The sequence below is a fragment of the Haematospirillum sp. H4485 genome, from assembly GCF_012102745.1.
Lineage (GTDB): Bacteria > Pseudomonadota > Alphaproteobacteria > Rhodospirillales > Rhodospirillaceae > Haematospirillum.
In genome coordinates this window covers 92984-106300 of sequence record NZ_JAAVSY010000003.1, presented here as the reverse complement: position 1 = coordinate 106300, position 13317 = coordinate 92984, and the positions used below count along the sequence as shown (strand labels likewise).

Here is a 13317-nt window from a genome sequence, read left to right as displayed (position 1 = left end):
TCAGGTCTTGTCATTTGCTGAGTCTGCCGCTTTGCGGGCAAGGGGATGGGCACGGATCACGACGTCGTGCAGGCGCTGTTCCATCACATGGGTATAGATCTCGGTTGTTGCGATGTCCCGATGCCCCAGCATCTGCTGCACGCTCCGCAAATCAGCATCACGGGCCAGAAGATGGGTCGCAAACGAATGCCGCAGAACATGAGGTGATACACGGGCCGGGTCTATACCCGCTGTCTTTGTGATTTCACGCAGGATACGGAAAAAGCCATCGCGGGTCAGGTGCCCGCTCTTTCCTGTAGAGGGAAAAAGCCAGCGGCTGTCTTTCTTTACTTTCTGCAGATCATGCTCACGCACAGGCAGCCAATCCCGGATAGCACTGCGCGCTGACCGTGTAAGGGGGACAAGACGCTCCCGCGATCCTTTTCCCATCACCCGCAGGCTTTCCTGATCCCGCGCAACAGCAGCAAGCGGAAGACCGACGAGCTCTGACACACGAATGCCGGTAGCGTAAAGAATCTCGAGAAGGGCCGTGCTCCGTATCCCTGCAAAACCGGAAGACATCCGGGCGGCATCCAGAAGACGTGAAACCTCTTCCTCGGACAAGAACCGGGGCAACATGCGCCCTAGGCGGGGATTGTCAAGATTTGTGGTTGGATCATCTCTCCTGATGTCTTCCACCAGAAGAAAACCAAAAAACTGACGCAACGTTGAAAGACGACGTGACGCCGTGCGCGGAGACATCGCCCGTTCATCCAGGGAACGGACATAGCAGCGCAGATCAGCCTCAGACAAAGCCGCCACATTCACATGCGGGCAATATTCAGCCAAATCCAGCAAATCCCGACGATAAGCCTCCAGCGTCCGCAGGCTTGCGCCGCGTTCTACCGCCATCATTTCCAGAAAAGATTCAACGTGGTGCAAACCTTGCGCGCCCACTCCTTATTTTCCCCCACAGATACAGGTCAGACAAAAAAGGTTGCCCACATGCCTACCCCGTCACGCGTTCAGAGCGCACAACCTTTTCGAAAGAAACACGCGGGGGAGGCATATCCCATGTAGCCAGGAAAACTGCACCACCCACCAAAGACAAAAACAAAACAGCCAAAAGAAAACGCATCACCATACTCTTCCATAATACAACGCACGCCTATAGCCCACCTACGCGCAAGACCACGACAGTCTAGACGGTCAGGCTCTGCACGCCTACTCACTTTTTCCGCCTGCTCCCCGCAGGGCACAATGCACTTCACTAGAAATGAGAAAAATTCATCATAATCATATCATTATGATATTCACATACGGGTGTACATATGTGTATCTTTTCGTTTCTGTTTTTTTACGTTACGGAATGAAAAAAGATGAAAAAAAACATAGCCATCATGTCCGCTATTTTTATCTCATTCACGATGAACAACGACGCGGAAGCTAAAGGTCCTGCTGTGTGCTTTGATAATGCAAGGGTCACCTTGGTAAAAGTTCACGACAACTATGATCTCCACTTCTCTACAGCAGGATCAACTAATGGAAAGGACTTTAACTACGGCACAACAACAAGAAACATTGATTATTCCGGCACAAAAGGCATGCATAAGATGCTCTCCTTGGCCCTGGCTACAGGAATAAAAGTACGCGGCGAAGCCGATTATGACAGTGACTGCGAAAAACAGACTATAAAAAGCTTAACTCTTCTTTCTGATTGAGATTTACATATGACTGTGTACAGTATGGTAAATAGATATAGAAACGCATTCTGTGTAATTCTATCCGCGATCATTTTTGGCTTTTTATCGCTGCCTGCAGCTGCGCAAATGAAGCCACACGTTGTCTATCTACGCCATGCATCATCATCTACCGACCGTCACACTTATCTCGACGAAATCAATGGATTGCGTTCAGCATTAACGGGGGAAACCGCAGAAGGTGCCGCATCATCCTACCTGGCGGGATCACGGATACCTCCCTACTCCCCCGGGGCATTGCGATTTACGCGCATCAGCAATGGTCGGTCTTTAGTAGATTTCATTAATCTGGACAGAGATAACAGAACCCCGATAGGGAATTCTGTAAGCTTGGTTGTTCGTGACAGGGATCTTTACGTTCTGGGCTTCATTAATGGAGCACCGGGAAGGCGTGTTTTTTTCAGAATGCGTGAACCGCGTCCGGGTTCCAGGGACTCAGTGATATCAACGGAGACTTGGCCCAACACAAGAACTGTCGATCTGCCATTTTCTTATGATTATCCAGATATCGAACGGGTAGCAGGACTTTCTCGATACGGGCAAAGCCATGATCAATACGATGGCCTCCAGCCCAATAGCATCAGAATGTCCATGCGCACTTTAAGACAGTCTGTTGTGATTCTGTCTGAGTATGATGGAACACCGCATGATCAGGAGGCCGATGCAGAAGTAGCCATGTCACTCCTGCGCATCGTTGTCGCCTATTTTGAAGGGGTGCGTTTCCATGATATTTCAAACAGGATACATGCCGCGCGCCTCGATGAAGGACATTCATGGACCGTCGATTATCGGGCTGCTGTTATTACAAATAACTGGAGAAGTCTAACGGAGTTTGGCTCAAGGACATCGCTACACAGTAGTGATACGGACTCTGACAGCATATCCCAGAGGATGGAACTCAGGGGGCGGCGACGTCCCTCGGACGAGCCGAGAATCTGGGTTACTTCAAGCCTGCAGGACATCAGCAACCATCTGCAAAGCTGGGGGGCTATTTTGGCGGTTGCGCTAACCCCACGATGGGTCGTTCCGGAAGCAGGCAGTTGTTCACGTCGCCAACGGCGTGACGTAAGCCCTCTTGAAGCGCCTCCCTTGGAATTAAAAGGCGAATGCGAGAAGCTTCTCCTGCAAATTGGCAGCACATTCTTCGATCGCAGGACTGGATATGCTGTTCTGGAATCAGCGCTCTAGACTTACTGAGGAAGCAAACCTACCTCACAGTCATTGGCAATGACGCTCCAGGATCAGATTGCCTAAAGTCGAACACAGTCACTTGACCTCATAGTGACAAAGAATCCGGTGGGCCACAGACTTATTAAAAAGAAAACACCACGGGATATCTCCGTGGCGTTTTCACATCCATAATAGCTTGAGAACCATCAGCATGAAATTAAGCCGGAACACTCCTGTACCCAAGTCATTGCAACGCAGCAGCACTGAATGCCACCTCAAGGAAAGCAACTGTAGGCTACAATGGAGTCAATGCGTGAAACAGCCTGCCTTCCATTGGCTGCTGGCATGCATGCCCGGTGCGGTTGCCCCTTGCCCTCCGCCGCAAACCCGGAAACAATGCAGAACTCTCAGTGAAGAATACAAACTTTCTCAATGTCGCACGACCCAAACCAAGCCACCTCTCCCTCAAACTGTCACCCCCCATCACGCAGCTTGGTTCTTGTTGGCTTGATGGGAGCCGGGAAAAGCGTCGTTGGGAGAAGACTGGCCAAGCAGCTGAGCCTACCCTTTCATGACTCTGATGCCGAAGTGGAAAAAGCGGCCGGCTGCACCATAAACGATCTGTTCTCACGGTTTGGTGAAGAGGATTTCCGGGCCGGAGAGGCCAAAGTAATTGCACGCCTCCTGAATGGTGCACCGTGCGTTCTGGCAACAGGCGGCGGGGCCTTCCTGGCCGAGGAAACACGCGACCTCATCACTCATCGTGCGGTGTCAATATGGCTGCGGGCAGAGCTGGATCTACTGGTTTCACGCACCACAGGGCGTATGCACCGCCCGCTTCTGAACCAAGGCAATCTGCAGGAAACACTGGAACGCCTGATACGAGAACGCTATCCCATATACGCCAGCGCTGACATCGTCATCGAGGCCAAGGACGAGTCTCCTGGCATGACCTGTCGCCGCATTCGCAGGGCACTTGCCCACTTCACCCACGGCTCTGTCACGGATTCTGAATGATGCCTGCCCCGGAAATGTACCGTCATTTGACTGTTGATCTTGGTCCACGGTCCTACGATATCCTGATTGGTCACGGGCTTCTGGCGCAGGCAGGCCGGTTGATTGCTGAAATAACCAAGGGGCGCCACGCCTTTATTGTAACAGATCAGAATGTTGCTCCCCTTTACCTGGATACCCTGCAACGCAGCCTGACAGAGAGCGGCTTTCGTACCGGGCGGGCCATTCTGCCCCCCGGTGAGCACAGTAAAACGTTCAAGATCCTGCAAACCTTGCAGGAACAAATGCTCGCCAACCACTGCGAGCGCTCTTCCCTGGTCATAGCCTTGGGAGGTGGCGTTGTCGGCGACATAGCCGGGTTTGCTGCCGCAACCTTGCTTCGAGGCATTGATTTCGTTCAGATCCCAACGACCCTGCTGGCCCAGGTTGACAGTTCCGTAGGGGGTAAAACGGGCATCAACACCGCGCACGGAAAGAACCTGGTCGGGGCCTTCCACCAACCGCTCAGAGTCATTACGGATACTGAAACCTTGTCCACTTTGCCTGCACGGGAGCGTCTGGCCGGCTATGCCGAAGTTGCCAAATACGGGCTGATCGACGATGCCACATTCTGGCACTGGCTGGAAGACAATGGGCCTGCTGTGCTGTCACTGGATACAGCGGCACTGGCACAAGCCATCCATACCAGCTGCGTGGCCAAGGCCAGACTTGTCGGGGCAGACGAACGCGAACGCGGTGTACGCGCCCTCCTGAATCTTGGGCATACATTCGGTCATGCCCTGGAGCGTGCATACAGCTATGACGGCACCCTGCTGCATGGCGAAGCTGTAGCGATTGGCATGGTTATGGCCTTTGACCTCTCGGCACACATGGGGCTGTGCCAACCTGCAGACGCTGACAGGATCCGCCATCACTTCCGGGCACTTGGCTTGCCGGTAGCTCCACCCCACCATGAGGGACACCCGCTGGATGCAGACCGCCTTGTTGAGTACATGGCATCAGACAAGAAAGCCAAGGACGGCACCGTGGCGTTCGTCTTGTCACGTGGAATTGGGCAGGCTTTCCTGTGCCGGGATGTTGTGCCTGCCGATGTTTCGGGTATCCTGAAACAGGCGCTGACCTCTGCCCGAAGTACTGTTACCGGCCCCTGAGAACAGACTGGAAAGGCCCGCGCGGGCATAGACCATGATTACAACCTTGACCATTATCCTGTTTCTTTTGCTGCTTTCGGCCCTGTTTTCCTGTTCGGAAACAGCCCTGACCGCCGCATCACGCCCCCTGATGCATGCCTTGGAAAAAGAAGACAATGACCCCCGGGCCGGTCTTGTAAACCGCTTGCTGGGAAAGCGGGAACGCCTGATCGGCACTATTTTACTGGGCAACAACCTGGTCAATATTCTTGCTTCTGCCTTGGCAACCAGCATCATGATCAACCTGTTCGGTGACGCCGGCGTTGCCTATGCCACAGCTGTCATGACAACCTTGCTGCTTATTTTCGGGGAAATCCTGCCCAAAACGCTGGCCTTGATGCACACCACGGTAACAGCCCTGCGCGTGGCCCGTATCATGAGCATCCTTGTCTGGCTTCTTCACCCGATTGTCAGCTTGCTACAGGCCGTCGTCAGCCTGACCCTGCGCTTTTTCGGCGCCAGCTCGGCGGGTCATCAGTCCGCAGACCTTCTGCTGGCCGAACTACGGGGAGCGATTGACCTGCACACCGAGGCCATAGCCAGCCAGGATCACGATGTCCGGCACGAACGCGCCATGCTGAAAAGCGTTCTGGACCTGGCTGACGTCGAAGTCAGCGAGATTATGGTACACCGGCGCAATCTTATGACGATCGATGCAGACCAACCGGTCGATGTCATCGTTGACCAAGTATTGACCAGTCCGCATACACGGATTCCGCTCTGGCGCGAGCGCCCGGACAATATTATTGGTATCCTGCACGCAAAGGACCTGCTGCGGGCCGTACGGGCCAATTTCAACACCCCCAGCCAGCTCAGGCTCGACGATATTGCATCCAGCCCCTGGTTTATACCGGATTCCACCAACCTTCTGGACCAGCTGCAAGCCTTTCGCCAGCGCCGGGAGCACTTTGCCCTTGTTGTCGATGAATACGGCGCCCTGCAAGGCATTGTGACCCTGGAGGATATCCTGGAAGAAATCGTCGGCGACATTGCAGACGAACACGATGAACCCGCCTACGGCATCTGTCAGGAAGAGGGTGGAACCTGGCTGATCAACGGTGATGTTACTATCCGCGACCTGAACCGTCAGTTTGACTGGTCCCTGCCGGATGAAGAAGCGGCAACCCTGGCCGGGCTTCTGCTGCATGAAACCCGGTCCATACCGGAACAAGGCCAGGTATTCCGGTTCCATGGCTTCCGCTTCGAAGTTGTTGAACGGCAGCGGAACCAGATCGTGCTGGTCCGCATGACCCCGGACAAGCCCGCCAAACCGGATTCAGGCCATGGGTAACAGCGCCCACGTCTGTGGATAACGCGAAATCTTGACTTACCGGGTTGTACAGCGTATGAAGCCCGGACCGGAAAATACCGGTTTCTCTCTGCTTCGGGTTCCTTTTCCTCCCGAGGGGGTCCGCCAGTCCGCGAAGATACGCGCACTGGCGCGTTTCCTGTTGTTCAACAGGAAGATCCTCCAGCATAACCGGGAACACGGGGTAGAGCGGGAAAAAGGATACGGAAAGAAGAATGTTTGACAGCCTGTCGCAACGCTTGGGAACCATCTTTGACAAACTTCGCGGGCGCGGTGCGCTTGGCGAGAAGGATGTTCTTGATGCAATGCGGGAGGTTCGAGTCGCGCTTCTGGAGGCGGATGTCGCCCTCCCCGTCGTCAAGGATTTCATTACTGCCGTACAGGAACGGGCGATCGGACAAGAGGTAATTCGCTCTGTTACCCTTGGGCAAATGGTTGTCAAGATTGTCAACGACGCCCTTGTTGACATGCTTGGGGGTGGTAAAGGCGACAATGGCCTGAACATCCACCGCACACCGCCCGTGCCCATTTTAATGGTTGGCCTGCAGGGATCAGGTAAAACAACGACATCGGCGAAAATTGCCCTGCGTCTCAAGACCCGTGAGCGAAAAAAAGTCCTGCTTGCCTCGCTGGATGTGTATCGTCCGGCAGCGCAACAGCAGCTTGGCATTCTGGGCGAACAGACCGGCGTTGACACCCTGCCGGTCATCGTCGGCGAAATGCCGGTAGCGATTGCAACACGGGCCATGAGCGAGGCCCGCAAGGGCGGTTATGATGTTGTAATACTTGATACTGCCGGCAGGCTGCACATTGACAGTGAGCTGATGGCTGAAGTCGCTGCCGTCCGGGACATAACAACACCGGCAGAGACACTTCTGGTCACAGACGCCATGATTGGCCAGGACGCCGTTACCCTGGCCCGCGAATTCAATGAAAAGGTTGGCGTTACGGGCATTGTCCTGACCCGCATGGACGGGGACTCCCGCGGGGGGGCAGCCCTTTCAATGCGTGCGGTCACTGGCTGCCCCATCAAACTGATCGGTGTCGGTGAAAAACTCGATGCCTTGGATGATTTCCACCCGGATCGCATCGCCTCCCGCATTCTGGGAATGGGCGATGTTGTGGCCTTGGTCGAGAAAGCTGCCATATCACTGGACCAGGACGAAGCCGAGAAACTGGCCGCCCGGATGATGGAGGGCAAGTTCGACCTGGCCGACATGCTGGGCCAAATCCGCCAGATCCGGAAGATGGGAGACGTCAAGGGCCTTCTTGGCCTGATGCCCGGCATCTCAAAAATGAAAAAGCAAATCGAGAATGCCAACATCAGCGACACCATGGTTGCCCGGCAGGAAGCCATTATCCTCTCCATGACCCCGACGGAACGGCACAAACCAGACCTTCTGAAAGCAAGCCGGAAACGGCGCATTGCGGCCGGAGCCGGGGTTACCGTCGCTGATGTCAATCGCCTGCTGAAGCAGTATCAGCAAATGGCGGACATGATGAAGCAGATGCGGAAAATGGGGGGCAAGAAAGGCCTGATGGGGGCCCTTGGTGGCCTGTTCGGCAAAGGTTCACTGCCTGCTGAAGCTGATCCGACCGGCCAAGCCAATGCGCTTCCTGATCTGTCTCAATTCTCCGGTGGGCTCCCGCCGGGATTTCCGGGCGCAATGCCCGGGCTACCGGGGAAGCTTCCCCCTGATCTTCTGCATTCCATGTCACGTAAAGGTGGCAAGAAACGCTGAGGTTTACTTGGGTTATGCACACCAGCACAACCCCGTATCAACTGTCTTGAGGAAACACATATGTCCCTTCGTATTCGCCTGGCCCGTGGTGGTGCCAAGAAAAAGCCGTTCTACCGCATTGTTGTTGCTGATTCCCGCGCACCACGTGATGGCCGCTTCATCGAGAAGATCGGCACCTATGACCCCAGGCTCCCTGCCGATCACCCAGATCGCATCCGCGTGCAGGATGAAGTAACCCGGCAATGGATTGCAAAGGGCGCTGTTCCATCCGACCGTGTCGAGCGTATCCTTGGCCTGGCCGGCGTTGTGAAGACCCCTGCCATCCCGGCTCAGACCAAGAAGAACCAGCCCCGTGCCAAGGCTCAGGAACGCCTGCGCATGGCTGAAGAGCGCGCCAAGGCTGCTGCCGAAGCCGCTGCTGCTGAAGCCGCCTCTGAATAAGACGGCCGAGGATTTTGCGGTCATGATCCGGGAACCTGTGCATTCCGCTAACGATGAATCCAACCAACGTATATGTGTTGGTGTCATCGTGGGCGCACATGGCGTACGTGGGCTTGTGAAGGTCAAATCCTTTACAGCAACGCCCGAAGACCTGGGGGCCTATGGCCCCCTGACCGACCTCAGCGGTTCCCGGGTTTTTGACCTGGAAATCACCGGCAGGGCAAAAGGCTCGATTCTATGCCGAATCGAGGGCGTCAATGATCGTTCAGCTGTCGATGCTCTGAAAGGGCAGAGGCTGTACGTCGACCGTGATGCCCTGCCCTGTCCGGATCACGAAGAAGAATTCTACCACTCTGACTTGCTTGGTCTGCCCGTTTTCTTCCCCAATGGCACCAAGGTTGGAACTGTTGGCGCCCTGTATGATTTTGGTGCCGGAGATATCCTTGAGATTCGAGGCGACACGGGTGGGGCAGCCATGATCCCGTTTACCCATAAAACTGTGCCAACCGTCGATATTGCCTCAGGGCGCATCGTTATTAATCCTGTCCCCGGACTTCTGGAGGCTCCGGTAGCTCCGGCCGCCGATTCCCGGGACCAGCCCCCACGAGTGAAAAAGAAGCCCCCGATTCGTGATAACGAGTCCGTGATTCGCACGGATGAGTGGCCCGAAGAGGACTGGCATTGATGGATGCGGGTGCTGATGCTGCGCATGCGAAGGGCAATCAGGCTCCTTTTTCTGTCCGGATTCTGACCCTCTTTCCCGAGATGTTTCCGGGGCCTCTGGGACTTTCTCTTCTCGGAAAGGCCATGACGGATGAAGTGTGGTCTCTGGAAACAGTGGACATCCGCGCCTTCGCGAGCGATAAACACCGCTCGGTGGACGACACCCCCTTTGGTGGGGGGGCCGGCATGGTTATGAAACCCGATGTCATTGATGCTGCCCTTGGGGCCGTAAAGCCTCGCCCCGGGCGCCTTCTGTACCTGTCACCCAGGGGAAAGCTCCTGAATCAGGCTCTGGCCAAGGAACTGGCCGCTGAGCCTTCCCTCACGCTCCTGTGCGGACGGTATGAGGGGGTAGACCAAAGGGTGATAGATGCTTGGGACATGGAGGAAGTCAGCTTGGGTGACTTTGTCCTGACCGGGGGCGAAACTGCGGCCATGGCCTTGGTTGACGCCGTTGTTCGCTTGTTACCCGGCGTCGTTGGGAAAGCGGAGTCGCTGGAAGAAGAAAGTTTCGAGCGGGGGCTCTTGGAGTACCCACTCTATACCCGGCCTGCCGACTGGAAAGGCCGGGTTGTCCCGGAGGTTCTGCTTTCGGGGCACCATGCGCGGGTTGCCCAATGGCGGCTCGTTCAGTCGGAATACATTACCCGGCACCGCCGTCCTGATTTGTGGGAACGGTATTGTGCACAGAAGCAAGAGCAAGAGGGTTAGTTCCATGAACATTATTGAGCAACTTGACCAGGAACAGATTGCCAAACTGACCGAAGGCAAGAAGATTCCGGCCTTTACCCCGGGCGACACCGTTCGCGTGTATGTAAAGGTGGTCGAAGGCACCCGTGAACGCCTGCAGGCGTACGAGGGCGTTGTGATCGCACGCAAGAATGCAGGCATCAACTCCAACTTTACCGTTCGGAAGATTTCTTTCGGGGAAGGCGTGGAACGTGTGTTCCCCCTGTATGCGCCTGCTGTTGATCGTATCGAACTGGTTCGCCGCGGCAAGGTGCGCCGGGCAAAACTGTACTATCTGCGTGACCGTCGCGGTCGTGCGGCACGTATTGCCGAAGACATCGCAGCCAACGTAAAGGCTCGCGAGGCTGAGGCCGAGGCTGCCAAGGGTTGATACCCCGTAGCCTTCCCGGATAATCCCGGGAAAAACAGGAGACTCCGGGAGTCAAAAAACTCCCGGGGGCTGCTTTCCTGATAATCACGATTGTCTCTATGCATACCGGCGGTTTGTTCGGCCGGCAGGGAAAGGTGTTTCTATGGCTCAAATAATTGCAGAATGGCCGGAAGACAGCCCGGCAATCCTTGTCAGCCCGGCCCATAACGGGAACCAATACTTGGTGTCCAATATCGTGGTCAGCGCAAGCTTGCTGTCACGGGCCCACGTTTTTGCGACCACACCTGTTCTGGCAGAAACATCCGAAGAACAGGATGAAGATAATAACGACATTGTCAGCGCCTTTAACCTGGATTGGGTTTGACCTACCTAGGTGTTGGAATCTCTGTCCCGGAAAAATAATCGAAGAACGCAGTCCATCTGCAATCTAGCCTGCTGCGACACATAAATCGTATGCTGGCGCTTGTTCCGTGCGAACACACATTTCGGATGAAATGTTAGTGTTGTGGCCTGACCACTTATCCCTCTATGATTGCACATCAAGGCACGGATCCTGTCCCCGTACACCATCGCCATCAGGCGAAGCGGAGACAGGAAACAAGATGGAGAGACAAGTCCATGCCCAGAATCGTACCTGATGTTATCAACGAACAAACGCTGGCTACCGTATCCTCCTCTCTCTCTGTACGCGACGCAGCACGCCTGATGGCGGAGAAAGGTGTTGCTGCTGTCATGATTACCGAAGGCACACGCCTGAAAGGTATTATGACAGAGCAGGACATCACAAAACGTGTTGTAGCTGCACAGCTGGATCCTGACCACACGAAGGTCGGTGATGTCATGACGGCAGATCCGGATACCCTTCGGCCTGGCGACCAGGCACAGGACGCCCTGCATATGATGCGACAACACAAATACCGCCATCTTCCGGTGGTTGATGATCGTGGAAATGCAGTGGGTATCGTGTCCGTGCGGGATTTATACGCTGTTGTGCAAGGTGAACTTGAAAGTACCATCAAGAGCTGCGAGAGCTATATCGGCGGTGATGGTTACGGAACCGGGGGCTGATCCCTGTATCCGGCGGTGGAGGGAGATATACCTTGGGATCTCCACTCCACCACCTACCGATACTGGACATCTGATATGCCCTCATGCCCCGCTGACACCCCACGGTCCCTGATCCATACACGTCGTATCGAATGTCTGGGATACCTGCGCCAAGATGGCCTGTGGGATGTCGAGGCCAGCCTGCACGACACAAAAACCTATGATTTCTCCAATCGCGACAGAGGCACAATCAAAGCCGGAGAACCACTTCACGGCATGACGATACGCCTGACTATCGACAGCAGCCTTCTTATTCACGGGGCACAGGCCGTAACTCAACACGCTCCATTCCACGAATGTCCGAACATTGCATCGGCGTACAAAAAGCTGGAAGGCCTAACAATCGGAAAGGGGTTTGAGAAACATGTTCGCAGCCTTCTGCAAGGCCCATGCGGCTGTACCCATCTGACAGAGCTACTGCGTCCCTTGGCAACAACCGCTATTCAAACAATCATGTCTGCACGAGTGGATCCCGAGCAACCTGCACACCAGAAACGCTCTCTTCCCCCGGCACTGATGGACAGCTGCTACGCTCTGAGAGCAGAAGGAAGCGTTGCTGCCCGGGAATGGCCGCAAACAGACACGCCACCGGGAAACAGCTAGGAATCTAGAGGGTGGATGCCTCAGCAGGTGTACGGGCCATTATCGAAAGGGCATGAACACGTTCCCGCAATTCGTCAGCAAGCAGGGCATAAACCAAGCGCTGGCGCTCCACGCGGCTTTTCCCCTCAAATGCAGCCGACACAACAGTTACCGTAAAGTGCGTCTCGCCCCTATCGTCCAAGGGCGCATGCCCTGCGCCGGCACCCCGTTCAGCCAGCGCGGCAATCCGGTCTGCATGACCGGCATGACGCGCGGAATCATCCCTGATGTCCAGAAAAACCGGAGACAGGGCCACAGTCAGCTTGCTGTGTATGCGGTCGCGAAAGGTCATGAAACACCACAACAGAAAAGGCAAAGAAAAGCTGGAGAAACTGGCTGGATGGCAAACGAAGGTCAACCTTCCGGCACGGACCACGGCCTGCAGCTTGCCTGAAAGGAAAATGGCTGTCTATAGTGGTTGCATGCGTAACAGAAAGCCCGAAAACGGGGCCCCGGGCGCCCCTGATCCGTTTGACCCTTTTGGCCGCACACGCACTGCAAGCGGCCCGGAGACGCATGCCTGCGCGATGCCCGGTTGCTCGCAGCAGGGGGAATATCGGGCACCGCGTGACCGTGGGCTGACAGATTATATCTGGTTGTGCTTGGACCATGTTCGCAGCTACAATCGGCAATGGAATTACTATGAGAATATGAGCCCCCAAGAGCTGGAGGATGAAATCCGCAAGGATTACACGTGGCAAAGACCAACCTGGAAGCTTGGAACACTGGGGGGAGGTGCAGATCGCAATGGTTCCGCACGCTTCCGCGACCACTTTGGTTTCTTTGACCCTGAACGGGACGAAGCCGAGGCGGGACGAAGCCGATGGCACAGAAATGGCCACAAACCACAGCCTGATAATCCAGAAGAAAGAAAAGCCTTGGAGACGCTGAGCCTGCACCTTCCGCTTGACATCAATGAACTGCGGACTCGTTATCGGGCGCTGGTCAAGGAACACCACCCGGACCTGAATCATGATGACCCGGACGCCGAAGAGCGATTCAAAACCATTAGTGATGCCTATCATACCCTTCTCGCTGGACTCAAGGCTCCGGGATAGGATTATCCTCCTGCCTGTGCCCTCACTTCCCACGCCTTCTTCTCCCCTCTTATAACGCCATG

The 13317-nt window shown here is 55.3% G+C and carries 17 protein-coding genes; 15 read left to right on the top strand and 2 right to left on the bottom strand.

The genetic code is table 11. From position 1 onward, the window contains the following. Entirely contained in the window at positions 1 to 936 is a 936-nt protein-coding gene (locus tag HEQ61_RS04055) for a site-specific tyrosine recombinase XerD (RefSeq protein WP_322099183.1), read from the bottom strand. 422 nt (positions 937 to 1358) lie between these two features. Between HEQ61_RS04055 and HEQ61_RS04050 the strand changes: the two genes are divergently transcribed. From HEQ61_RS04050 to HEQ61_RS03985, 14 genes are all read left to right on the top strand, one after another. Further along, positions 1359 to 1700: a hypothetical protein gene (locus tag HEQ61_RS04050; RefSeq protein WP_168019372.1), complete on the top strand. Its 342-nt coding sequence runs from the start codon at positions 1359 to 1361 to the stop codon at positions 1698 to 1700. 108 nt (positions 1701 to 1808) lie between these two features. Next, the gene (locus HEQ61_RS04045; RefSeq protein WP_168019373.1) at positions 1809 to 2927 is read left to right on the top strand and encodes a ribosome-inactivating family protein; all 1119 of its coding nucleotides are present in this window, start codon (positions 1809 to 1811) and stop codon (positions 2925 to 2927) included. A 414-nt stretch (positions 2928 to 3341) separates the two neighbouring features. After that, the gene (locus HEQ61_RS04040; RefSeq protein WP_168019374.1) at positions 3342 to 3926 is read left to right on the top strand and encodes a shikimate kinase; all 585 of its coding nucleotides are present in this window, start codon (positions 3342 to 3344) and stop codon (positions 3924 to 3926) included. Continuing rightward, positions 3923 to 5074 (top strand): 3-dehydroquinate synthase, encoded by a 1152-nt coding sequence (gene aroB, locus HEQ61_RS04035; RefSeq protein WP_168019375.1) that lies wholly within the window; start codon positions 3923 to 3925, stop codon positions 5072 to 5074. The genes HEQ61_RS04040 and aroB overlap by 4 nt, the downstream gene beginning before the upstream one ends. A 34-nt stretch (positions 5075 to 5108) precedes the next feature. Further along, positions 5109 to 6404: an HlyC/CorC family transporter gene (locus HEQ61_RS04030; protein WP_168019376.1), complete on the top strand. Its 1296-nt coding sequence runs from the start codon at positions 5109 to 5111 to the stop codon at positions 6402 to 6404. A gap of 31 nt (positions 6405 to 6435) precedes the next feature. After that, positions 6436 to 6645 carry a hypothetical protein gene (locus tag HEQ61_RS04025; protein ID WP_168019377.1) on the top strand — a complete coding sequence of 70 codons (210 nt, stop codon included), beginning with the start codon at positions 6436 to 6438 and terminating at the stop codon, positions 6643 to 6645. Further along, positions 6638 to 8164, top strand: a complete 1527-nt coding sequence (ffh, locus tag HEQ61_RS04020) for a signal recognition particle protein (RefSeq protein ID WP_168019379.1) — start codon at positions 6638 to 6640, stop codon at positions 8162 to 8164. Before HEQ61_RS04025 ends, ffh begins: the two co-directional genes overlap by 8 nt. Positions 8165 to 8224: 60 nt before the next feature. After that, positions 8225 to 8605 carry a 30S ribosomal protein S16 gene (rpsP, locus tag HEQ61_RS04015; RefSeq protein WP_066132565.1) on the top strand — a complete coding sequence of 127 codons (381 nt, stop codon included), beginning with the start codon at positions 8225 to 8227 and terminating at the stop codon, positions 8603 to 8605. A 22-nt stretch (positions 8606 to 8627) separates the two neighbouring features. Beyond that, on the top strand, positions 8628 to 9290 hold the full coding sequence (gene rimM / locus HEQ61_RS04010; protein WP_168019380.1) for a ribosome maturation factor RimM: 663 nt from the start codon (positions 8628 to 8630) through the stop codon (positions 9288 to 9290). Next, on the top strand, positions 9290 to 10039 hold the full coding sequence (gene trmD / locus HEQ61_RS04005) for a tRNA (guanosine(37)-N1)-methyltransferase TrmD (protein ID WP_168019381.1): 750 nt from the start codon (positions 9290 to 9292) through the stop codon (positions 10037 to 10039). Before rimM ends, trmD begins: the two co-directional genes overlap by 1 nt. 4 nt (positions 10040 to 10043) lie before the next feature. Then, positions 10044 to 10448, top strand: a complete 405-nt coding sequence (gene rplS, locus HEQ61_RS04000) for a 50S ribosomal protein L19 (protein WP_066132574.1) — start codon at positions 10044 to 10046, stop codon at positions 10446 to 10448. Between the two features lie 142 nt (positions 10449 to 10590). Further along, positions 10591 to 10812 (top strand): hypothetical protein, encoded by a 222-nt coding sequence (locus tag HEQ61_RS03995; RefSeq protein ID WP_168019382.1) that lies wholly within the window; start codon positions 10591 to 10593, stop codon positions 10810 to 10812. 254 nt (positions 10813 to 11066) lie between these two features. After that, complete coding sequence (locus tag HEQ61_RS03990; protein WP_168019383.1) at positions 11067 to 11516, top strand: CBS domain-containing protein; 450 nt, start codon at positions 11067 to 11069, stop codon at positions 11514 to 11516. A 75-nt stretch (positions 11517 to 11591) separates the two neighbouring features. After that, positions 11592 to 12158 carry a DUF2889 domain-containing protein gene (locus HEQ61_RS03985; RefSeq protein WP_168019384.1) on the top strand — a complete coding sequence of 189 codons (567 nt, stop codon included), beginning with the start codon at positions 11592 to 11594 and terminating at the stop codon, positions 12156 to 12158. A gap of 4 nt (positions 12159 to 12162) precedes the next feature. On the opposite strand, the gene HEQ61_RS03980 is transcribed toward HEQ61_RS03985, so the two are convergent. After that, complete coding sequence (locus tag HEQ61_RS03980) at positions 12163 to 12489, bottom strand: BolA family protein (protein ID WP_168019385.1); 327 nt, start codon at positions 12487 to 12489, stop codon at positions 12163 to 12165. Between HEQ61_RS03980 and HEQ61_RS03975 the strand changes: the two genes are divergently transcribed. Beyond that, entirely contained in the window at positions 12488 to 13255 is a 768-nt protein-coding gene (locus HEQ61_RS03975) for a J domain-containing protein (protein WP_245183116.1), read from the top strand. The genes HEQ61_RS03980 and HEQ61_RS03975 overlap by 2 nt on opposite strands. Positions 13256 to 13317 lie beyond the last annotated feature (62 nt).